We start from the raw sequence: 20413 nt of genomic DNA, 5'->3' as shown, positions 1-20413 counted from the left end.
CTCGTACGTGCATACGGAATTCCCACAGCCTGTGGACAACTGTCGGAACCCGGCCCCCGTACCGCACAGCCTGTGGACAGCTGGAGACCTCGGCACCCCCTCGCGTTAGCATGACGAGAAATCGTCCGGTACCCCGAGCGGACTGGAACGGAAGGCACTCCCCGAGTGAACACACCGCAAGCGGATCCGAAGGACCGACCGGCCCGTCTGGCCGTCGGCGTCGTGGGAGCGGGCCGGGTCGGACCCGCGCTCGCGGCCGCGCTGCAGCTGGCCGGGCACCGCCCGGTGGCCGTATCCGGGGTCTCCGACGCCTCGGTGCGCCGAGCCGCGTCGCTGCTGCCCGATGTGCCGATCGTGCCGCCCGCCGAGGTCCTGCAGCGCTCCGACCTCGTCCTGCTCACCGTCCCCGACGACGCGCTGCCCGGTCTGGTCGAGGGCCTCGCCGAGACCGGCGCGGTCCGCCCCGGCCAGCTCGTCGTGCACACCTCCGGGCGGTACGGCGTGGGTGTGCTCGAACCCGCGCTGCGCGCCGGTGGACTGCCGCTCGCGCTGCACCCGGCCATGACGTTCACCGGCACCCCGGTGGACGTGCAGCGGCTCGCGGGATGCTCCTTCGGCGTGACCGCCCCCGATGAGCTGCGCCTTGCCGCCGAAGCCCTGGTCATCGAGATGGGCGGCGAGCCCGAGTGGATCGCGGAGTCGGCCCGTCCGCTCTACCACGCGGCACTCGCACTGGGGGCGAACCACCTGGTCACGCTGGTCGCCGAGGCCATGGAGCTGCTGCGCCAGGCCGGCGTCGGCGCCCCCGACCGCATGCTCGGCCCGCTGCTCGGAGCCGCCCTAGACAACGCCCTGCGGTCCGGAGACGCGGCCCTCACAGGCCCCGTCGCGCGCGGTGACGCAGGCACCGTCGCCGCGCACGTCGCGGAGCTGCGCAAGCACGCCCCCGGCACCGTCGCCGGCTATCTGGCGATGGCCAGGGCCACCGCGGACCGCGCCCTGGCCCACGGCCTGTTGAAGCCGGAGCTCGCCGAAGACCTCCTCGGGGTGCTCGCCAACGGCACGGGCGCTCCGGGTGGCACAGGCACGTCGGGCGGCACGGACGGGGACCGCTGATGAGCACCCGACTGCTGCGCACGGCACCGGAGCTGCGGAAGCTCTCCTACGACGGACGGCGCGCCGTCGTCATGACGATGGGCGCCCTGCACGAGGGCCACGCGACCCTGATCCGGTACGCCCGCCAACTGACGGGCCCGCGCGGCCAGGTGGTCGTCACGGTTTTCGTGAACCCGCTGCAGTTCGGTGCGGGCGAGGACCTCGACCGCTATCCGCGCACCCTGGACGCCGACGTCCGGATCGCCGAACGGGCGGGCGCGGATGTGGTGTTCGCCCCCGCTGTCGACGAGGTGTACCCGGGCGGTGAGCCGCAGGTCAGGATTGCCGCGGGCCCCATGGGCGAGCGGCTCGAAGGCGCCGCGCGGCCGGGCCATTTCGACGGGATGCTCACCGTCGTCGCCAAGCTCCTGCACCTCACGGCGCCCGATGTGGCGCTCTACGGCCAGAAGGACGCGCAGCAACTCGCCCTGATCCGGCGCATGGTGCGCGATCTGAACTTCCCGGTCGAGATCGCCGGCGTACCGACCGTGCGCGAGCCCGACGGCCTCGCCCTGTCCAGCCGTAACCGCTACCTCTCCGAGGGAGAGCGCCGCACCGCGCTCACCCTGTCCGCGGCCCTGTTCGCCGGCCGCGACCGCCTCGCGGCCCAACAGGCCCTGCACGCACGCGCCCAGGCCGCCCCCGCCTCACGCGCGCGTGCCGACGCCCTGACCGCCCTGGGCGAGGCCCGTGCCGCTGCCGACACCCATGCGGTGGCGCAGGTGGCGCTCTGTGGCCCGGCCGCCGTGCGGGCCGCCGCCCGCGCGGTGCTCGACGACGCGGCCCGTTCCCAGCCCCCGCTCAAGCTCGACTATCTGGCGCTCGTCGACCCGTCCGACTTCACCGAGATCCCGGACGACTTCAAGGGCGAGGCGGTTCTCGCGGTCGCCGCCCGAGTCGGCACCACGCGCCTGATCGACAACCTCCCGCTCACCTTCGGCCCCCACACCTCCGGCATCCCGGCCCCGGATCAGCAGACTCCCGAGGCCTCCGCCCCGGATCAGCAGACTCCCGAGGCCTCCGCCCCGGATCAGCAGACTCCCGAGGCCTCCGCCCCGCACCGACAGGCCCCCGAGGCCTCCGCCCCGGACCAGCACGCCCCCGAGGCTGAAGCCCCGGCTCAGCAGGCCCCCGAAGCCCCTGGGCCCGCCCAGAACGACACCCCAGGAGCCGCCGTATGACCGCCCCCGGAACAACCGGCATACGCCTGCACGCCCCTGTCCCCGGCTGGGCCCGCGAATCAGATGTGATCGTGGTCGGCTCCGGGGTGGCGGGACTGACTGCGGCGCTGCGCTGCGCGGCGAGCGGTCTGCGGACCGTCGTCGTCACCAAGGCCCGCCTGGACGACGGCTCCACGCGCTGGGCGCAGGGCGGCATCGCGGCGGCACTTGGCGAGGGCGACACCCCCGCGCAGCACCTGGACGACACCCTGGTGGCGGGCGCGGGCCTGTGCGACGAGGAGGCGGTGCGCACCCTCGTGACCGAGGGGCCCGACGCCGTACGCCGCCTCATCGAGACCGGCGCCCACTTCGACACTGCCGACAGTGGCGAGATCGAGCTGACCCGCGAGGGCGGCCACCACCGGCGCCGGATCGCGCACGCGGGCGGCGACGCCACCGGAGCGGAGATCTCCCGCGCCCTGGTGGACGCGGTACGCGCGCGTGGGATCGAAACCATCGAAAACGCCCTGGTCCTGGACCTGTTGACGGATGCCGAAGGCCGCGCCGCGGGCGTCACCCTGCACGTCATGGGCGAGGGCCAGCACGACGGTGTGGGCGCGGTGCACGCCCGCGCGGTGGTGCTCGCCACCGGAGGCATGGGCCAGGTCTTCTCGGCGACCACCAACCCCTCGGTCTCCACGGGCGACGGCGTGGCACTCGCCCTCCGCGCGGGAGCCGAGGTCAGCGATCTCGAATTCGTCCAGTTCCACCCGACGGTGCTCTTCCTCGGCCCGGACGCGGAGGGCCAGCAGCCCTTGGTCTCCGAGGCGGTACGCGGCGAGGGCGCCCATCTCGTCGACGCGGACGGCGTGCGCTTCATGGTGGGACAGCACGAGCTGGCCGAGCTCGCCCCGCGCGACATCGTGGCCAAGGGCATCACGCGCCGTATGCAGGAACTCGGCGCCGAGAACATGTACTTGGACGCACGGCACTTCGGCGCCGACATGTGGGCGAACCGCTTCCCGACGATCCTCGCCGCCTGCCGTGCCCACGGCATCGACCCGGTGACCGAGCCCATTCCGGTCGCCCCCGCCGCCCACTACGCCTCGGGCGGCGTCCGCACGGACCACCACGGCCGCACCACGGTCCCGGGCCTGTACGCCTGCGGCGAGGTCGCCTGCACCGGCGTGCACGGCGCCAACCGCCTCGCCTCCAACTCCCTTCTGGAGGGCCTGGTCTACGCGGAGCGGATCGCGGCGGACATCGCCCGCGCCGCCACGTCCCATGACACCGCCACGTCCCGTGACACCTCCGCGCCCCGTGACACCGCCACGCCCCGCGAGCCGGTCCCGGTGGCGTACACGGAGACCCCCGCACACCCGCTGCTCCCGCCCGAGGCCCGTCTCGCCATCCAGCGGATCATGACCGACGGCGCCGGAGTGCTGCGCTCCGCCGCCAGCCTCACCAAGGCGGCGCGGGCGCTCGACGAGATCCACGCGGCCGCCCGCGGCGCCCTCGTGGAGAACGGCAAGACCGCCGAGCCGGGCACCGACACCTGGGAGGCCACCAACCTCCTGTGCGTCGCGCGCGTGCTGGTGGCCGCCGCCCTGCGCCGCGAGGAGACCCGCGGCTGCCACTGGCGCGAGGACCACGCGGAGCGCGACGACGACACCTGGCGCCGTCACCTCGTCGTCGCCCTGAACCCGGACCGCACTCTCGCGGTACACCCCACCGAGTCCCAGGACTTCCCCCCGACCCGGCCGTCCCCAGCCGCCCCTCAGGAGCAGTGACCGAAGTGACCGACCACCCCGAACTCCCGCTCGCGGCCACCGGTGGCTGCGGCGACGCCTGCGGCTGCGGATCCGCGCAGTACGACGAGGAAGCGGCCCTGATGGAGTGCGGCCTCGACCCCGCACTCGCCGGGCTCCTCGCCGAGGCGGGCCTCGACCCGGTCCTGGTCGAGGACATCGCGCACATGGCGATCGCCGAGGACCTGGACGGCGGCGTGGACGTCACCAGCGTCGCCACCATCCCCGAAGAGGCCGTCGCCACCGGCGACTTCACCGCCCGCGAGGCCGGCGTCGTGGCGGGCCTGCGGGTCGCCGAGGCGGTCCTGTCGGTGGTCTGCGAGGACGAGTTCGAGGTGGAGCGCCACGTCGAGGACGGCGACCTCGTCGCCCCCGGCCAGAAGCTCATCAGCGTCACCACCCGCACCCGCGACCTGCTCACCGGCGAGCGCAGCGCCCTGAACCTCCTGTGCCGCCTCTCCGGCATCGCCACCGCCACGCGCGCGTGGGCGGACGCGCTGGACGGCACGAAGGCTGGTACACGGGTTCGCGACACCCGCAAGACCACTCCGGGCCTGCGCGCCCTGGAGAAGTACGCGGTGCGCTGCGGCGGCGGTGTCAACCACCGTATGTCCCTCTCCGACGCGGCCCTGGTCAAGGACAACCACGTGGTGGCGGCCGGCGGAGTGGCCCAGGCCTTCGAGGCCGTACGCGAGCGCTTCCCCGACGTACCGATCGAGGTGGAGGTCGACACTCTGCACCAGCTGCGCGAAGTGGTCGACGCGGGCGCGGACTTGATCCTCCTGGACAACTTCACGCCCGGCGAGACCGAGGAGGCGGTCGCCCTGGTGAACGGCCGCGCGATCCTGGAATCCTCCGGCCGCCTGACCCTGGAGAACGCCCGCGCGTACGCCGAGACCGGCGTCGACTTCCTGGCGGTGGGCGCCCTGACCCACTCCTCGCGGATCCTCGACATCGGCCTCGACCTGCGTGCGGCAGGCAGCGAGGCGGTGGACGCCTGATGCTGCTGACCATCGACGTGGGCAACACCCACACCGTGCTCGGCCTCTTCGACGGCGAGGAGATCGTGGAGCACTGGCGCATCTCCACCGACGCCCGCCGCACCGCCGACGAGCTCGCCGTCCTGCTCAACGGCCTGATGGGCATGCACCCGCTGCTCGGCGAGGAACTCGGCGACGGCATCGACGGCATCGCGATCTGCGCCACGGTCCCCTCGGTCCTGCACGAGCTGCGCGAGGTCACCCGCCGCTACTACGGCGACGTCCCGGCCGTACTGGTCGAACCCGGCATCAAGACCGGCGTACCCATCCTCATGGACAACCCCAAGGAGGTCGGCGCCGACCGCATCATCAACGCGGTCGCGGCGGTCGAGCTCTACGGCGGCCCGGCCATCGTCGTCGACTTCGGCACGGCCACCACCTTCGACGCGGTCTCGGCGCGCGGGGAGTACGCGGGCGGTGCCATCGCCCCCGGCATCGAGATCTCCGTGGACGCCCTCGGCGTCCGCGGCGCCCAGCTCCGCAAGATCGAACTGGCCCGTCCGCGCAGCGTGATCGGCAAGAACACCGTCGAGGCCATGCAGTCCGGCATCCTCTACGGCTTCGCGGGCCAGGTCGACGGCGTCGTGAACCGTATGTCCCGCGAGCTGGCCGACGACCCCGACGACGTCACCGTGATCGCCACGGGCGGCCTCGCCCCCATGGTCCTCGGCGAATCCTCGGTGATCGACGAGCACGAGCCCTGGCTGACCCTGATCGGCCTGCGCCTGGTCTACGAACGCAACGTCTCGCGCAGCTGAGCGCTCCGCGGGAAGTCCGGCACGACACCTGCGGGTGCCACCCGTGGGCGCGCACCCGACGGCGCGCCCACGGGAATGGCGTTTAGTCGATTTTGTCCGATTAGCGCTTATCGTCGGCCCATGCCCACGCCATACGGATCCCGCGGCGGCATGGCGTTCAGCGCAGACGAGCTGCGTGTGCTCCGACGCGCCCTCGCCGTCGCCCTCCACCCCAGCAACGCTTCCGCCGAGGACGTCCAGGACTGCCTCCGCCTAGCCGACGGCGTCGACGAGGCGGTCCGCGAGAGCGCCCGCCTGCACGCCTTCCTCCTCGCCGACCTGGGCCGCTACCGCGCGGCGCTGCCCGGCACGGCCACCAGCTATCTGGAGCTGCTCGCCGACGCCCTGGCGGCGGGCCACCGCCCCGAGGCCGACGACCTGGTCGCGCTGCGCGCCCTGCGCGGCAACCCGGTCGCCGCCGCCCTCCTCGACCGCTGCCGCACCCTCGCCGAGGAGGACGTGCGTGCCAGACTCGCGGGCCGCCAGGTGCCGCCGTCACGCACCCGCCTGCTCGCCCTGCCCGGCGGCCGGGCCGACGAGGCCAAGCCGGCCCCCGCACCCAAGAAGCCCGCCCCGGAACGCCCGGCGCCGGCGCGCCCCGTGCCGACCCCCGCGGAGGTCTTCCCGCCCAAGCGGCGCCCCGCCGCCCCCGGCGCCCCGGGTCATCCGGAAGCCCCGCCGCAGAAGCTCGCCGCCGGATAGCTACGCTGGGGGGCATGGACTACGTCTCCGCGCTCCTGCCCCCCGTAGTGATGGCGGTTTTCTTCACCGCGCTGATCGTGACGATCGTCAAGACGCAGGGTGGCGCCAACAAGGCCAAGGAAGACGCGGCCGTGGACGCCGCCGTCGCCCGCGCCGAGAGCGTGCGCCAGTCGGCCCCGAAGGCCCCCAAGACCGGCGACGCCTGACCGTTCCCTCGCCTCATCCTTCGCGTACGGCTCACTCAATTTCGAGCCGTACGCCCTTTTTGTTCCCGAAATCGGGACAACTCCCACTATTGTTCTGGTGTGCCTCGCCCATTGGGAGAACTCGAAGACGCCGTCATGACGAGGGTTTGGAAGTGGAACCGCCCGGTCACGGTTCGAGAAGTCCTGGAAGACCTTCAGCAGGAACGGTCCATCGCGTACACCACGGTCATGACCGTATTGGACAATCTCCATCAGAAGGGCTGGGTGCGCAGGGAAGCGGAAGGCCGCGCCTATCGATATGAGGCGGTCTCCACACGAGCCGCCTACGCCGCCGCACTGATGAACGAGGCCTGGTCGCAGAGCGACAACCCGGCGGCCGCACTCGTCGCCTTCTTCGGCATGATGTCGCCGGAACAACGCGAAGCACTCAACGACGCCGTACGCATGGTGCAAGGACCCGAGAACCCCGGCGCGGCAGAGGGCTCCGCGGGGCGATAGCGTCCGGACATGCCCGCAGAGATCCCCGCGTATCCCGATGCACCTGCTAAAGCCGTCACCATCCGCCGGGCGCGCACCGGCGATGTCCCGACGGTGCGTCAGCTCCTCGACTCCTACGCGCGCGGCGGCATCCTGCTCGACAAAGCGACCGTGACGCTTTACGAGGACATCCAGGAGTTCTGGGTGGCGGAACGCGACGACAACGCACAGGTCGTCGGGTGTGGTGCTCTGCATGTGATGTGGGAAGACCTCGCAGAAGTCCGCACTCTTGCGGTGAACCCCGAGGTCAAGGGTTCCGGAGTGGGTCATCAACTCCTGGGCAAGTTGCTGCAGACCGCCCGCTGGCTCGGTGTGCGACGGGTTTTCTGCCTCACCTTCGAAGTCGACTTCTTCGCCAAGCACGGGTTCGTGGAGATCGGCGAGACGCCGGTCGACGGGGATGTCTACAGCGAGCTGCTTCGGTCCTATGACGAAGGTGTCGCCGAGTTCCTCGGTCTCGAACGAGTGAAACCGAACACCTTGGGCAACAGCCGGATGCTTCTGCACCTGTGATCGAGCCGCGCGTTTTTACCAGAGTCGCTCGCCGGTCACCGGGTCAAGCGGTGGCTATGTCCGAAACGCGCATGTTTCAAGGGCTCTTGAGGTCTCGGTCTCTCCCCAGGGGTTTGTGTTTTTCCGGCAAAAGCGGTTTGCTTTCCGACGTACTCCATATAACCGGGGCCCCGGAAACAGCGGCGGACGCGTCGTCGAGAGCGGGCCTTGAAGTTATCGATGAAAGGAAATCCGGTGGCACAGAAGGTTCAGGTCCTTCTTGTCGATGACCTCGACGGCGGCGAGGCGGACGAGACCGTGACGTTTGCTCTGGACGGCAAGCAGTTCGAGATTGACCTCACCACTGCCAACGCGGACAAGCTCCGTGGTTTGCTCGAGCCTTATGTGAAGGGTGGCCGGCGCACCGGAGGCCGCGCTTCGGGTGGTCGCGGCAAGGCGCGCGCCGCTTCCGGCGGCAGCGAGAACACCGCGCAGATCCGCGCCTGGGCCAAGGAGAACGGCTACGAGGTCAATGACCGCGGCCGCGTCCCCGCCTCGATCCGCGAGGCCTACGAGAAGGCCAACGGCTGAGCGCTGCGCGCCCGCAGCAACCGGAGCCGGTGGCACTCAGTGGCCGCCGTCTCCACAAGTCGTACGAGATCGGGGCCGGCGGCGCAGCCGCCCTTTGAGGCTGTCGCGCGCTCCCCGAGACTGGTGAGAGCCGGCAGCGTCGGCTCCACCTCGCACCCCGGCCCGGGGGGCCGCAGCCACACAGCGGCTTCCCGGGGGCCGGACCAGCCGGGCGGCAGCGGGGCCGAAATCCGGCCTCCCGCTCCCACGGCCCGCAGATCCCGCGCCAGAGCGCCCCACTCGAGCCAGTCGAGCAGTCCGGGCAGCTCGTCCGCGCTTCCCGCGGCGACCAGCAGCCGCATCGTGCCCCCCTCCATCGCCACCGGGCCGGTGGGCACCGCGGTTCCCAGGCGCCGCAGCACGGCGAGCCCCGCCTCGGCGGGCAGCTCGAGCACATCGAAGCGAAGCCCTGTCAGCAGCTGCGCGGGCGGTCCGCACACCGCCGCCCACCCGAGTGCGTTCTCGTACCACTGCTGCACCGGGTCACCCGTGGTGACCGGCCGGCGGGGGAGCGGAACTTTGTGGGGCATGCCAGGAGCAACTCCCAAGCGGGCCAAGGGTTACGCAGCGTGCGTTGATGGATGCGCAGAGTGTCCGCAAAGGGAGCGTACGCGTGCCTTCGGGGGCGCAAAGTTGTTCGCCCATAGCGGAGGGAACCGGTGCGCGCCGCATGGAGTGTCAGTCCTTACGGGTAAGACATTCCTAGTGGGGAGGGGCGACACGCAGTCTCGGACGTCTCACGTTCGCCATCGGCGTACTGGCGAAGGGGGTAACTGTCTGGCCTGCGGGAACATCGTCTCGCACCATCGGGTTGGAGCAGATGTCGGCGTTCGGGGCACAGGAGGCACCCTTGTTCTCGGCCGGGTGTCGGCAGTTGGAATGAGCGGTCCCCGCTTGCGGGACTAAGCTGCGGAAGGACAGGGAGGGGACCGACCCCTTTACTGCCTGACCGCTCTGAGGAGCGATTAACGATGTTCGAGAGGTTCACCGACCGCGCGCGGCGGGTTGTCGTCCTGGCTCAGGAAGAAGCCCGGATGCTCAACCACAATTACATCGGCACCGAGCACATCCTCCTGGGCCTGATCCACGAGGGTGAGGGTGTCGCCGCTAAGGCCCTGGAGAGCCTCGGGATTTCGCTCGAGGCGGTCCGCCAGCAGGTGGAGGAGATCATCGGGCAGGGGCAGCAGGCCCCGTCCGGGCACATCCCCTTCACCCCCCGTGCCAAGAAGGTCCTGGAGCTGTCGCTCCGCGAGGCCCTTCAGCTGGGCCACAACTACATCGGCACGGAGCACATCCTGCTCGGCCTGATCCGTGAGGGCGAGGGCGTCGCCGCCCAGGTCCTGGTCAAGCTGGGCGCCGATCTCAACCGGGTGCGGCAGCAGGTCATCCAGCTGCTCTCCGGCTACCAGGGCAAGGAGACCGCCACCGCCGGCGGTCCTGCCGAGGGCACGCCCTCCACGTCCCTGGTCCTCGACCAGTTCGGCCGGAACCTGACGCAGGCCGCTCGTGAGTCCAAGCTCGACCCGGTCATCGGGCGCGAGAAGGAGATCGAGCGGGTCATGCAGGTGCTGTCCCGCCGCACGAAGAACAACCCGGTCCTGATCGGTGAGCCCGGCGTCGGCAAGACCGCCGTCGTCGAGGGCCTCGCCCAGGCCATCGTCAAGGGCGAGGTGCCCGAGACCCTCAAGGACAAGCACCTCTACACCCTCGACCTGGGTGCCCTGGTCGCCGGCTCGCGTTACCGCGGTGACTTCGAAGAGCGCCTGAAGAAGGTCCTCAAGGAGATCCGCACCCGCGGCGACATCATCCTGTTCATCGACGAGCTGCACACGCTCGTGGGTGCGGGTGCCGCCGAGGGCGCCATCGACGCGGCTTCCATCCTGAAGCCGATGCTGGCCCGCGGTGAGCTGCAGACCATCGGCGCCACCACGCTCGACGAGTACCGCAAGTACCTGGAGAAGGACGCCGCGCTCGAGCGCCGCTTCCAGCCCATCCAGGTCGCGGAGCCGTCGCTGCCGCACACCATCGAGATCCTCAAGGGTCTGCGCGACCGGTACGAGGCGCACCACCGCGTCTCCATCACGGACGAGGCCCTCGTCCAGGCCGCCACCCTGGCCGACCGGTACATCTCGGACCGCTTCCTGCCGGACAAGGCGATCGACCTGATCGACGAGGCCGGTTCCCGGATGCGTATCCGCCGGATGACCGCGCCGCCGGACCTGCGCGAGTTCGACGAGAAGATCTCGGGTGTCCGCAAGGACAAGGAGTCCGCGATCGACTCGCAGGACTTCGAGAAGGCCGCCTCTCTGCGCGACAAGGAGAAGCAGCTCCTGGCCGCCAAGGCCAAGCGGGAGAAGGAGTGGAAGGCCGGCGACATGGACGTCGTGGCCGAGGTCGACGGCGAGCTGATCGCCGAGGTCCTCGCCACCGCCACCGGCATCCCGGTCTTCAAGCTGACCGAGGAGGAGTCGAGCCGCCTGCTGCGCATGGAGGACGAGCTCCACAAGCGGGTCATCGGCCAGACGGACGCCGTCAAGGCGCTCTCGAAGGCGATCCGGCGTACGCGTGCGGGCCTCAAGGACCCGAAGCGTCCCGGCGGTTCGTTCATCTTCGCCGGCCCGTCCGGTGTCGGTAAGACCGAGCTGTCCAAGGCGCTCGCCGAGTTCCTCTTCGGCGACGAGGACGCGATGATCTCCCTCGACATGTCGGAGTTCAGCGAGAAGCACACCGTCTCGCGGCTCTTCGGCTCGCCTCCCGGCTATGTCGGATACGAAGAGGGCGGCCAGCTCACCGAGAAGGTGCGCCGCAAGCCGTTCTCCGTGGTCCTCTTCGACGAGGTCGAGAAGGCCCACCCGGACATCTTCAACTCGCTCCTGCAGATCCTGGAGGACGGTCGTCTGACCGACTCCCAGGGCCGGGTCGTCGACTTCAAGAACACGGTCATCATCATGACGACCAACCTCGGCACCCGTGACATCTCCAAGGGCTTCAACCTGGGCTTCGCGGCGCAGGGCGACACGAAGAGCAACTACGAGCGGATGAAGAACAAGGTCTCGGACGAGCTGAAGCAGCACTTCCGCCCCGAGTTCCTCAACCGTGTCGACGACGTCGTGGTCTTCCCGCAGCTCAGCCAGGACGACATCCTGCGGATCGTCGACCTGATGATCGACAAGGTGGACGAGCGCCTGAAGGACCGGGACATGGGCATCGAGCTCTCCCAGTCCGCGAAGGAGCTCCTCGCCAAGCGGGGCTACGACCCGGTGCTCGGCGCGCGGCCGCTGCGTCGCACGATCCAGCGCGAGGTCGAGGACAGCCTGTCGGAGAAGATCCTCTTCGGTGAGCTGCGCCCCGGTCACATCGTGGTCGTGGACACCGAGGGCGAGGGTGAGGAGCAGACCTTCACCTTCCGCGGCGAGGAGAAGTCGGCGCTGCCCGACGTTCCTCCGGTGGAGTCCGCGACGGGCGGGTCGGGTCCTGACCTGACCAAGGGCTGAGGAGTGCCGCGCGTATGACGCCCACGGGCTGACGCGCAGGACGGCAAGAGGGGCCGGCCCCGGACCGCATGGCGGTTCGGGGCCGGCCCCTTTTTCGCGTCCAGTGGTTCCTGAGGGGGCTCAAGGGCGCCCGGCGGATGAAAGAGCCAAGAGGGTGTCGGCTGTCCTCTGGGGGCGTGTGAGGGACGCTCACAGACCTGAGACGGCCGCCCGCCCGCGGCCTGTCGGGTGGGCCCCATATGCCGGCCCGAAGGCCGGGTACGCCAACGGCGCCGGAGTAGCGCCGGTCACATCGCCGAGGCCGTGGATCTTGCTGCTCGGTGACATGACGCACAGGCGATTTGTTCGTTACTAGGCGGAATAGTGGACACGGGGCGGTTCGGGACAGGTCTTTCGGCGGGCAACCCGTGGGACCGAGGTCCCGAACCGGGGTGACACGGGCAAAACTCGGCAGCCAGGGCCCCGGGCACCTTCGCGAAGTGGGGTTAAACCTTCCGCTGCAGAAGAATTCCGACGAGTCGGAGTAAGGGGGCGCGAGGGCGTCAAGGGGACGTAGTTCCGGGATCCGGCTACGAGCGGGGGTAGTAGGAGGGCTGTTTGAGCCGCGGCGGGGGCGCGGGTTACCAAAGTGGAGCCATCCCGGTCGCAGGGTCTGCGCGGCCGGGTCCGTTCATGTCTTGACTCCGGGCGCCTCGCGTCCGGTCTCGCCTGTCCGACCACGGAGGTCATCCGCGATGTCGAAGTCCGCCAAGTCCCACAGTCCCAAGCCGTCGCTGTTCCGCACCCGCGCGACGGTCCTCGCCGCCGGTGTCGGTATGGCGGCGGTGCTCGGCGCGGGGATCTCGGTGGCCGCGGAGGACGGCGCTGACGACGGTCTGTCGGCCGCCGCCGCTTCCGTGGAGGCGCAGGCTCAGGCGCAGGCCAAGGCGGCCGACGCCGCCAAGAGCAAGGCCGACGCGGCCAAGCAGGCCGCGGCGAAGAAGGCCGCCGGCTGGGAGGACCCGGTCGAGGACTACACGCTTTCCGCCGGCTTCGGCCAGGGCGGCAACATGTGGTCGCAGAAGCACTCGGGCCAGGACTTCGCCGTGCCGGTCGGCACCCCGGTCGAGGCCGTGCACTCCGGCACCGTGGTCAAGGCCGGCCCGAACGGCGCCGGCGACGGCCCCGCCTACGGCAACGCCGTGGTGATCAAGCACGACAACGGCCGCTTCTCGCAGTACGCCCACCTGTCCCGGGTCGACGTCAAGGTCGGCCAGACCGTGACCACCGGCCAGGAGATAGCCCGCTCCGGCAACACCGGTAACTCCAGCGGCCCGCACCTGCACTTCGAGATCCGTACGTCCGCCGACTACGGCACCGCGATCAACCCGGTCGACTACCTGCGCGGGCTCGGCGTGACCGTCTGACCCACGTCAGGGTCTCTAGCCTTTCTCCCCCTGGCCCGCGTTGGCCTGGGTGACCAGATCGGTGGCGACCTCGAGGATGGCCTTGCGCTTCTCCTCGGGGTCGCTTTCTGCGTCCCGGAGCACGAACATCCCGGCGTGCATCGAGAACAGCGCACTGAAGCAGCGGACCTGATCGGCCAGGGCCGCGTCCGGCTCCCTGAGCATTTCGAGCAGACGCAGCATCCGCTCCTTGAAGTCCTCGCCGGTGCGCAGCTCGCGCACCGCGGCCTGGTTCTCCTGGATGAACCGGAAGAGGCCCTCGGCTCCGGCGAGTGCCGCGCTGTAGCGGCGCAGGATCTCGTGCTTGGTCTCCAGGGTGCGGGGCTGCTCCTTGGCCCACTCGATCAGCTCGTCGACCGGCCTCGCCAGGTCCTCGAAGAGGCCGATCAGGATGTCTTCCTTGGTCTTGAAGTGGTAGTAGAGCGCCGCCTTGGTGACATCGAGATGCTCGGCGATCTCCCGCAGCGAGGTCTTCTCGTACCCCTGCTGGACGAAGAGCTCCAGGGCGACGTCCTGGATCCGCTGTCGCGTATTGCCCCTTCGGCCGCCCCGCGTGCCTTCGCTGCTGGTCATCGTCGTCTCTCCTGCGGCTCGCTTCGCGCTCAAGCAAAACTTACTTGACGCCCGGCTAGTTTACGGTCTACCTTCCGTCACTGTAAAGAACTAGCCGGGCGGCAAGTAAGTGCCAGGGTCCAGGGAGTGATGAGGATGGCGATAGCCAAGCGGGAGAAGGCGGGGGAGCCGCCGAAGCCCCCGAAGCAGCAGAAGGCGGAGCCGCCGCAGCGCAGTGTGCGCGTGGTGCTGCTCGCCCTGATGATCGCGATGCTGCTCGCGATGCTGGACAACATGATCATTGGCACCGCGATGCCGACGATCGTCGGTGAGCTCGGCGGCCTGGAGCACCTGTCCTGGGTGGTCACGGCCTACACGCTCGCCACCGCCGCGTCCACCCCGATCTGGGGCAAGCTCGGCGACATGTACGGGCGCAAGGGCACGTTCCTCACGTCCATAGTGATCTTCCTGGTCGGTTCCGCGCTCAGTGGAATGGCCCAGGACATGGGCCAGCTGATCGGTTTCCGTGCCGTTCAGGGTCTGGGCGCCGGCGGTCTGATGGTCGGCGTGATGGCGATCATCGGCGATCTGATTCCGCCCCGTGAGCGCGGCAAGTACCAGGGCATGATGGCCGGTGTGATGGCCCTCGCCATGATCGGCGGCCCGCTCGTCGGCGGCACCATCACGGACAACTGGGGCTGGCGCTGGTCCTTCTACATCAACCTGCCGCTCGGTGCGATCGCCCTCGCGATGGTCACCGTCGTCCTGCAGCTGCCGAAGAAGCGCTCGCAGACGCGGATCGACTACCTCGGCGCGATCCTCCTGACGGTCGGCATCACCTCGATCGTCCTCGTCACCACCTGGGGCGGTACGGAGTACGCCTGGGGCTCGACGATGATCATCGGGCTGATCGCGGTGGGCGTCGCCGCCCTCGCGGCGTTCCTGTACTCGCAGACCAGGGCCCCCGAGCCGATCATGCCGCTGCACATCTTCCGCAGCCGCAACTTCACGCTGATGTCGGTGATCGGCTTCCTGGTCGGCTTCGTGATGTTCGGCGCGACGCTCTTCCTGCCGCTCTACCAGCAGTCGGTGCAGGGCGCTTCGGCCACCAACTCCGGTCTCCTGCTGCTTCCGATGCTGCTCGCGATGATGGTCGTCTCGCTGATCGCAGGCCGGATCACCACCAACAGCGGCAAGTACAAGATCTTCCCGATCGCGGGCGGCGCCCTGATGGTCGTCGGACTCTTCCTGCTCGCCCAGATGGACACCGGCACCTCCCGGCTGACCTCCGGGATCTACATGGCGGTGCTCGGCGCCGGCATGGGCTTCCTGATGCAGATCACGATGCTGGTCGCGCAGAACAGCGTCGAGATGAAGGACATGGGCGTCGCGTCCTCCTCGACCACGCTGTTCCGCACGCTCGGCAGCTCCTTCGGTGTCGCGATCATGGGCGTCATCTTCAACAACCGGGTCGCGCACGAGATGACCGAGCGCCTCGGTGGCTCGGGCGCGCTGCCCAACGCCCAGCTGGACGCGGCGAGCCTGGCGAAGCTGCCGGAGAAGATGCGTGACGCGTACCAGTTCGCGGTCTCGTCCGGTACGCATGCGGCGTTCCTGGTCGGTTCGGCGCTTGCCTTGATCGCTTTTGTGGCGGCGCTGTTCGTCAAGGAGGTGCCGCTGAAGGGGGCGGGCCCGCAGAAGGAGGAGTCGGCCGCCGGGAAGGAAAGGGTTCCTGAGCCGGTGTGACGCCGACTCCGATCCCGCCCCGATCCGGATCCCGACTCTGCTCTCGATCCCGATCCCGATCCCGATCCCGATCCCGATCCCGATCCCGATCCGGATCCGGACCCTGCTCCCGATCTCGATCTCGACCCTGAACCAGGCCTGAGCCCGGCCTCCTGGCCCCCGGCGCCGCGCGGCGCCGGGGGCCTCGTGCGTGCCTCGGCAGCGGCTCGTGCGGGAGCGCGGCAGCGCAGCGGCCTGTGTCAGTGCCCCGTGGCAGCATCGGAACGTGGACACCCCGAAGAACGCGGACCGCCGGAGGGACGCGGACCCCCTGAGGGACGCGGCCGCTCCGAGGGACGCGGCCCCCCTGAGCGCGACGCCCCTCACCGGGCACCTGGTCCATCTGCGGCAGCTGCGGATGGCCAAGGACGCGATGGACCGGGACTGGGCCGATCCGGGGCTCGATCTGGACGCGGTGGCGGCGCACGCGGGCTATTCGCGCTTCCACTTCGTCCGAGCGTTCAAGGCGGTCTACGGAGAGACGCCCGGGCAATACCTTTCGCGCCGCCGTATCGAGCGTGCCGAGGAAATGCTGCGCTCGGCCGATCTGGCGGTCACCGAGATCTGCCATCTGGTCGGATTCACCAGCCTCGGCAGCTTTTCCGCCCGGTTCAAGCGGCAGACCGGGCTGAGCCCGAGCGAATACAGGAGGAAGAACGTCGGCCGCGGTGCCGCGCTCATTCCGGGCTGTTACGCCCTGCTGTGGGCCGGCGGATTCAAGCCGCAGCGGTCGCCGCAGCCCAGCAATTCTGAAGAAGCCGGATAAACCGGCCGCTGCCTACGGTGGACGGGCAGACACACCCCAGCCGAGGAGCAAGGAATGATCAAGGGCGTCGGGCTCATCACCATCTGGACCCTGGACCAGGAGCGGACCAAGAAGTTCTTCACCGAGAAGCTCGGCATGGAAGCCCGCACGGATATGCCGATGGGCGACATGCGCTGGGTCACCGTGGGTGCCAAGGACCAGCAGGAACTGCAGCTGGCCCTGATGCGGCCCGACGGGCCCGGTGTCGACCCCGAGTCGGCGAAGGCGCTCACCGAGCTGGTCACCAAGGGCGTCATCGGCGCCTGCGCCCTGACCACGGACGACTGCCGGGGCGACTACGAGACCTTCAAGTCCAGGGGCGTGGAGTTCCTGCAGGAGCCGCAGGAGCGTCCCTACGGCATCGAGGCGATCTTCCGCGACGACAACGGCAGTTGGTACTCGCTGACCGAACCGAGCGCGGAACTCGACTTCAGCAAGGACTGGGCCTGAGCCCACAGCCACGGCGGCCGTTACGAGTCGCCGCAGTCCAGAACGAAACGAGCCGCTACGGCAGATCCGGCAGGTCCGGCATCGGGAAGCTGCCCGTGTTCGTCGGCGCGTGCTCGGGCAGCCAGAGCACGGCGACCGCGCCCTCGGCCGGACCGTCCCCGTGCTCGGGCCCCACATTGCGGAAGGTGAGCCGGGCGCCGAGCACCCGGGCCTGGCCGGCGGCGATGGTGAGGCCGAGGCCGTGGCCATGGCCCGCGCGGTCGGTGGAGCCGGTGCGGAAGCGGCTCGGGCCGTCGGCGAGCAGCTCGTCCGGGAAGCCGGTGCCGTGGTCGCGCACCCGGATCACCCGGCCCTCGACGGAGATCTCGATGGGCGCCCCGCCGTGCTTGGTGGCGTTGGCGAGCAGATTGCCGACGATGCGCTCCAGGCGGCGCGGGTCCGTCGTCACCTCGGACTCGTGCACCACCCGCACCTCCACGTCCGGATACGCGGAGGCGACCCGGCGGGTGATGAACTCGCCGAGCGTGATGTCCTGCAGCTCGGCCCGCTCGGACGCGCCGTCGAGCCGGGCCACTTCGAGTACATCCTCGACGAGGGTACGAAGGGCCTGCGCCCGGTCCTTGACCAGCTCGCTCGGCCGCCCGGGCGGCAGCAGCTCGGCGGCGGTGAGCAGACCCGTCACCGGGGTGCGCAGCTCGTGCGCGATATCCGCGGTGACCCGGCGCTCCGCCTCGTAACGCTGCTTGAGGGCGTCGGCCATGGCGTCCACCGCGCGTGCCAGGTCGTCGGTCTCGTCACGTACGACACCGCCGATGGCGTCCCGCACCCGTACGTCGGTCTGTCCCTGGGCGACCATGTGCGCGGCGCTCGCCGCCTCGCGCAACCGGCGGGAGAGCTGGCCGCCGATCAGCACGCCGAGCGCGCAGCCACCGAAGACGACCGCGATCGAGCCGATCACCAGGGCCTGGTCGAGGTCCTTCATCACGGCCGCGCTGCGGTCGGTGAAACGGGTGTGCAGCGACAGGATGCGGCCGTCGCTCACCGGGGTCGCGGCCCAGATGTCGGGCGCGCCGCCGTTCTCCTGCACATAGGTGGCACGGCGGCCCGCCTCGGCCTTCAGGCGCAGTTCGGCCGGCAGTTCCGGGTCGTCGATCTTCGAGTTCAGCTTCGGCTGCCGCTTCGAGGTCTCGTAGAGGCGCTGGGCGATCTGGAGTCGTTCGTCCTGCAGATCGCGCGCGTTGTCGAGCATCGAGACCCGGGCCGCGTTGTGTACGACCAGGCTGAGGGCGAGCGCCACCAGGGCGCCGACCAGCGCGATCGCCGCGCTGAGCTTCCAGCGCAGTCCTGTCCGCAGCCCCTTCGGCAGCGCTGTCAGCCTCATCCCTTGAGCTTGTAACCGAAGCCACGGACCGTCTCGATGCGGTCCTGTCCGATCTTGGTGCGCAGACGCTGCACATGAACGTCGACGACGCGGGTGTCGCCACCCCAGCCGTAGTCCCAGACCCGCTCGAGGAGCTTGTCCCGGGAGAGCACGGTGCCGGGGGCGTGGGAGAACTCCAGGAGCAGCCGCATCTCGGTGGGCGTCAGGGCGACCGGGTCACCGCCGCGGCGCACCTCCATGCCCTCCGTGTCGATCTCCAGGTCGCCGAAGTGCAGCACACCGGTGCTCACCGGCTCCAAGTCGTCCTCCGCGGTGCCTGCCGAGCCGCTGCCGGGGCCGCCTGCGTGCCCGAAGCGGCGCAGGACCGCGCGGATCCGGGCCACCAGGACGGCGCCGTCGAAGGGCTTGGTCACATAGTCGTCGGCGCCCGCCTCGAGGCCGAGGACCACGTCGATGGAGTCGGCCCGCGCCGACAGCATGATCACGGGCACCGTGGACTCATCGCGGATCCGCCGGCACAGGGAGACCCCGTCGAGCCCGGGCACCATCACGTCGAGCAGGGCGATGTCGGGCTGGTCGGCCCGGAACGCCTCGAGCCCGGACAGGCCGTCGGGCATGGCGGTGACCACGAAGCCGTCGCGCTCCAGGGCGAGCTGCGTGGCCTCGCGGATGACATCGTCGTCCTCGACGAACAGGACGTGGGTCTGCTCTGCCATCCGCTCGCTCTCAGTTCTCCTCGGGCGCGGGCTGGGCTTCACCCGCGCTGCTGTAATCGGTGCTCCACGCCTTCACCTGGACGAAGGCGTCGTTGCTCCAGTTGTAGAGCTTGATGTCCTCGCCGGAGGGCAGGGCCACCGAGTCGTCCTTCTCGTACGTCTGGGTCGTGACCATCAGACCGTCCCGGTCGATCTCGGCGTAGGACGCGGGGACCTCGGTCTGGAAGACATTCTTGTACGAACTGCCCTCGGGGCGATAGACGTAACTGCCGACTCCGATGGCATCGCTGCAGGTCAGGACGTTGACCACCACGTCGTTGCGCGCTGCGCCGGTCAGGTTGCCGTAGGACACGTCCACCGGGTACTCGTCGCCGCTGCAGGGCTTCAGGTCGGCCTTGACGGTCGCGCTGACCTTCGGGTCCTTCTTGACCAGGGCGACGGCGTCCACCTGCTGTTCCTTCACGGGCGTGGTCGACGGGGCGGGTGAGGCCTGGGGGACCGGTTCGTTCCGGGCGGCCCCCTCGTCACGGGTGCCCGTGCCGCCGGTGGAGCAGGCGGTCAGCGCGGCCACGGAAAGGCCGACGGCGGCGAACGCAGCCACTGCCGTGTTCCCCGCCTTCTTGCCTTTGAGCCCGCTAGGGCCGCTGAGCCTCTTCAGGCCGCGCAACGCTCCCGCTCCTCACGTTCGAGCACCCGACCCGTCGCCATTTCGGCGTTGCGGCTCTCCAGCTCCTGGCGGAGCCGGGCGAGCGCCCGGTGCAGCGTGCTCTTGACCGTACCGGCCGACATCCCGAGGGCGGCAGCCGTCTCCTCGGTGGACATCTGCTCCCAGTGTCGCAGGACGACGACGCTGCGTTGCTTCGGGGCGAGAACCTTGAGCACATCCATCAGCAGGGCGCGGTCGGCGTGCTGCTCGGTGGAGTCCTCGACGCTGGCGTCCGGCAGCTGCTCGGTGGGGACCTCCTCCAAGCGGCGGGCCCGCCACCACTCGGTGCGTGTGTTGATCATCACGCGGCGGAGATAGGCGTCCGCGAGGCGCTTGTCGGCTATGCCGTCCCAGCGGTGGTACGTCCGCACCAGCGCGGTCTGCAGCAGGTCCTGCGCGTCCACCGGGTCCGGCACGAGGCGACGAGCGCTGCGCAGCAGGGCGTCCTGCCGGGTACGGACGTACTCTTCGAACTCGAGCACCTCGCCGTGCGCCATTCTCAACCGCCTCCGTTCGTCACACCTGGTGTCCGCATTGGACCCATTCGAAGTG

General features: G+C 69.9%; 21 protein-coding genes. 15 read left to right on the top strand and 6 right to left on the bottom strand.

The window, feature by feature from the left end:
* Nucleotides 1–165: 165 nt before the first annotated feature.
* The 10 genes from ACFQVC_RS29295 to ACFQVC_RS29250 all read left to right on the top strand — a co-directional run bounded on the left by ACFQVC_RS29295 (nt 166) and on the right by ACFQVC_RS29250 (nt 8488).
* Nucleotides 166–1116, top strand: a complete 951-nt coding sequence (locus tag ACFQVC_RS29295) for a Rossmann-like and DUF2520 domain-containing protein (RefSeq protein ID WP_381836175.1) — start codon at nt 166–168, stop codon at nt 1114–1116.
* Nucleotides 1116–2336 (top strand): pantoate--beta-alanine ligase, encoded by a 1221-nt coding sequence (gene panC, locus ACFQVC_RS29290; RefSeq protein WP_381836173.1) that lies wholly within the window; start codon nt 1116–1118, stop codon nt 2334–2336. Before ACFQVC_RS29295 ends, panC begins: the two co-directional genes overlap by 1 nt.
* Entirely contained in the window at nt 2333–4105 is a 1773-nt protein-coding gene (locus tag ACFQVC_RS29285; RefSeq protein ID WP_381836171.1) for an L-aspartate oxidase, read from the top strand. Before panC ends, ACFQVC_RS29285 begins: the two co-directional genes overlap by 4 nt.
* Nucleotides 4102–5124, top strand: a complete 1023-nt coding sequence (gene nadC / locus ACFQVC_RS29280) for a carboxylating nicotinate-nucleotide diphosphorylase (protein ID WP_381836169.1) — start codon at nt 4102–4104, stop codon at nt 5122–5124. Before ACFQVC_RS29285 ends, nadC begins: the two co-directional genes overlap by 4 nt.
* On the top strand, nt 5124–5921 hold the full coding sequence (locus tag ACFQVC_RS29275) for a type III pantothenate kinase (RefSeq protein WP_381836167.1): 798 nt from the start codon (nt 5124–5126) through the stop codon (nt 5919–5921). Before nadC ends, ACFQVC_RS29275 begins: the two co-directional genes overlap by 1 nt.
* Nucleotides 5922–6041: 120 nt before the next feature.
* The gene (locus tag ACFQVC_RS29270; protein WP_381836165.1) at nt 6042–6662 is read left to right on the top strand and encodes a hypothetical protein; all 621 of its coding nucleotides are present in this window, start codon (nt 6042–6044) and stop codon (nt 6660–6662) included.
* Between the two features lie 14 nt (nt 6663–6676).
* Entirely contained in the window at nt 6677–6868 is a 192-nt protein-coding gene (locus ACFQVC_RS29265) for a hypothetical protein (protein WP_381836163.1), read from the top strand.
* A gap of 99 nt (nt 6869–6967) precedes the next feature.
* On the top strand, nt 6968–7366 hold the full coding sequence (locus tag ACFQVC_RS29260) for a BlaI/MecI/CopY family transcriptional regulator (protein ID WP_381836161.1): 399 nt from the start codon (nt 6968–6970) through the stop codon (nt 7364–7366).
* A 9-nt stretch (nt 7367–7375) separates the two neighbouring features.
* Nucleotides 7376–7918: an amino-acid N-acetyltransferase gene (locus ACFQVC_RS29255; RefSeq protein WP_381836159.1), complete on the top strand. Its 543-nt coding sequence runs from the start codon at nt 7376–7378 to the stop codon at nt 7916–7918.
* A 234-nt stretch (nt 7919–8152) separates the two neighbouring features.
* Nucleotides 8153–8488 (top strand): histone-like nucleoid-structuring protein Lsr2, encoded by a 336-nt coding sequence (locus tag ACFQVC_RS29250; RefSeq protein WP_381836157.1) that lies wholly within the window; start codon nt 8153–8155, stop codon nt 8486–8488.
* Here the strand turns inward: ACFQVC_RS29250 and ACFQVC_RS29245 are convergent.
* On the bottom strand, nt 8467–9057 hold the full coding sequence (locus ACFQVC_RS29245; protein ID WP_381836155.1) for an SCO3374 family protein: 591 nt from the start codon (nt 9055–9057) through the stop codon (nt 8467–8469). The two genes, ACFQVC_RS29250 and ACFQVC_RS29245, sit on opposite strands and share 22 nt — an antisense overlap.
* A gap of 441 nt (nt 9058–9498) precedes the next feature.
* Here ACFQVC_RS29245 and ACFQVC_RS29240 point away from each other — a divergent pair, with 441 nt between their 5' ends.
* Nucleotides 9499–12021 (top strand): ATP-dependent Clp protease ATP-binding subunit, encoded by a 2523-nt coding sequence (locus ACFQVC_RS29240; RefSeq protein WP_381836154.1) that lies wholly within the window; start codon nt 9499–9501, stop codon nt 12019–12021.
* A 734-nt stretch (nt 12022–12755) separates the two neighbouring features.
* A complete protein-coding gene (locus ACFQVC_RS29235; protein ID WP_381836152.1) occupies nt 12756–13427 on the top strand; it encodes a M23 family metallopeptidase in 672 nt (223 codons plus the stop codon).
* 15 nt (nt 13428–13442) lie between these two features.
* On the opposite strand, the gene ACFQVC_RS29230 is transcribed toward ACFQVC_RS29235, so the two are convergent.
* Complete coding sequence (locus tag ACFQVC_RS29230) at nt 13443–14039, bottom strand: TetR/AcrR family transcriptional regulator (protein WP_381836150.1); 597 nt, start codon at nt 14037–14039, stop codon at nt 13443–13445.
* A 135-nt stretch (nt 14040–14174) separates the two neighbouring features.
* On the opposite strand from ACFQVC_RS29230, the gene ACFQVC_RS29225 reads away from it, so the two are divergent.
* The 3 genes from ACFQVC_RS29225 (at nt 14175) to ACFQVC_RS29215 (ending at nt 17058) form a co-directional block, all read left to right on the top strand.
* Complete coding sequence (locus tag ACFQVC_RS29225) at nt 14175–15764, top strand: MDR family MFS transporter (protein WP_381836148.1); 1590 nt, start codon at nt 14175–14177, stop codon at nt 15762–15764.
* 397 nt (nt 15765–16161) lie between these two features.
* Entirely contained in the window at nt 16162–16569 is a 408-nt protein-coding gene (locus ACFQVC_RS29220) for a helix-turn-helix transcriptional regulator (protein ID WP_381836438.1), read from the top strand.
* Between the two features lie 54 nt (nt 16570–16623).
* Complete coding sequence (locus ACFQVC_RS29215; RefSeq protein ID WP_381836146.1) at nt 16624–17058, top strand: VOC family protein; 435 nt, start codon at nt 16624–16626, stop codon at nt 17056–17058.
* A gap of 55 nt (nt 17059–17113) precedes the next feature.
* On the opposite strand, the gene cseC is transcribed toward ACFQVC_RS29215, so the two are convergent.
* The 4 genes from cseC to ACFQVC_RS29195 are packed head-to-tail and all read right to left on the bottom strand — an operon-like array spanning nt 17114 to nt 20358.
* Nucleotides 17114–18439 (bottom strand): two-component system sensor histidine kinase CseC, encoded by a 1326-nt coding sequence (gene cseC, locus ACFQVC_RS29210; RefSeq protein WP_381836144.1) that lies wholly within the window; start codon nt 18437–18439, stop codon nt 17114–17116.
* A complete protein-coding gene (cseB, locus tag ACFQVC_RS29205) occupies nt 18436–19155 on the bottom strand; it encodes a two-component system response regulator CseB (protein WP_381836142.1) in 720 nt (239 codons plus the stop codon). Before cseB ends, cseC begins: the two co-directional genes overlap by 4 nt.
* Nucleotides 19156–19165: 10 nt before the next feature.
* On the bottom strand, nt 19166–19756 hold the full coding sequence (locus tag ACFQVC_RS29200) for a hypothetical protein (RefSeq protein ID WP_381836140.1): 591 nt from the start codon (nt 19754–19756) through the stop codon (nt 19166–19168).
* A 53-nt stretch (nt 19757–19809) separates the two neighbouring features.
* Nucleotides 19810–20358: a SigE family RNA polymerase sigma factor gene (locus tag ACFQVC_RS29195; RefSeq protein ID WP_381836138.1), complete on the bottom strand. Its 549-nt coding sequence runs from the start codon at nt 20356–20358 to the stop codon at nt 19810–19812.
* Between the last annotated feature and the right edge of the window lie 55 nt (nt 20359–20413).

Source organism: Streptomyces monticola (assembly GCF_042665355.1).
Lineage (GTDB): Bacteria > Actinomycetota > Actinomycetes > Streptomycetales > Streptomycetaceae > Streptomyces > Streptomyces monticola.
The sequence above is the reverse complement of the archived record's forward strand: the minus strand, read 5'-3'. Positions and strand labels throughout refer to the sequence as shown.

Coding starts and splice junctions, on each gene's coding strand:
- panC (WP_381836173.1), top strand. CDS start 1,116: ATGAGCACCCGACTGCTGCGCACGGCACCGGAGCTGCGGAAGCTCTCC.
- ACFQVC_RS29285 (WP_381836171.1), top strand. CDS start 2,333: ATGACCGCCCCCGGAACAACCGGCATACGCCTGCACGCCCCTGTCCCC.
- ACFQVC_RS29275 (WP_381836167.1), top strand. CDS start 5,124: ATGCTGCTGACCATCGACGTGGGCAACACCCACACCGTGCTCGGCCTC.
- ACFQVC_RS29270 (WP_381836165.1), top strand. CDS start 6,042: ATGCCCACGCCATACGGATCCCGCGGCGGCATGGCGTTCAGCGCAGAC.
- ACFQVC_RS29265 (WP_381836163.1), top strand. CDS start 6,677: ATGGACTACGTCTCCGCGCTCCTGCCCCCCGTAGTGATGGCGGTTTTC.
- ACFQVC_RS29255 (WP_381836159.1), top strand. CDS start 7,376: ATGCCCGCAGAGATCCCCGCGTATCCCGATGCACCTGCTAAAGCCGTC.
- ACFQVC_RS29245 (WP_381836155.1), bottom strand. CDS start 9,057: ATGCCCCACAAAGTTCCGCTCCCCCGCCGGCCGGTCACCACGGGTGAC.
- ACFQVC_RS29240 (WP_381836154.1), top strand. CDS start 9,499: ATGTTCGAGAGGTTCACCGACCGCGCGCGGCGGGTTGTCGTCCTGGCT.
- ACFQVC_RS29235 (WP_381836152.1), top strand. CDS start 12,756: ATGTCGAAGTCCGCCAAGTCCCACAGTCCCAAGCCGTCGCTGTTCCGC.
- ACFQVC_RS29230 (WP_381836150.1), bottom strand. CDS start 14,039: ATGACCAGCAGCGAAGGCACGCGGGGCGGCCGAAGGGGCAATACGCGA.
- ACFQVC_RS29225 (WP_381836148.1), top strand. CDS start 14,175: ATGGCGATAGCCAAGCGGGAGAAGGCGGGGGAGCCGCCGAAGCCCCCG.
- ACFQVC_RS29220 (WP_381836438.1), top strand. CDS start 16,162: ATGGCCAAGGACGCGATGGACCGGGACTGGGCCGATCCGGGGCTCGAT.
- ACFQVC_RS29215 (WP_381836146.1), top strand. CDS start 16,624: ATGATCAAGGGCGTCGGGCTCATCACCATCTGGACCCTGGACCAGGAG.
- cseC (WP_381836144.1), bottom strand. CDS start 18,439: ATGAGGCTGACAGCGCTGCCGAAGGGGCTGCGGACAGGACTGCGCTGG.
- cseB (WP_381836142.1), bottom strand. CDS start 19,155: ATGGCAGAGCAGACCCACGTCCTGTTCGTCGAGGACGACGATGTCATC.
- ACFQVC_RS29195 (WP_381836138.1), bottom strand. CDS start 20,358: ATGGCGCACGGCGAGGTGCTCGAGTTCGAAGAGTACGTCCGTACCCGG.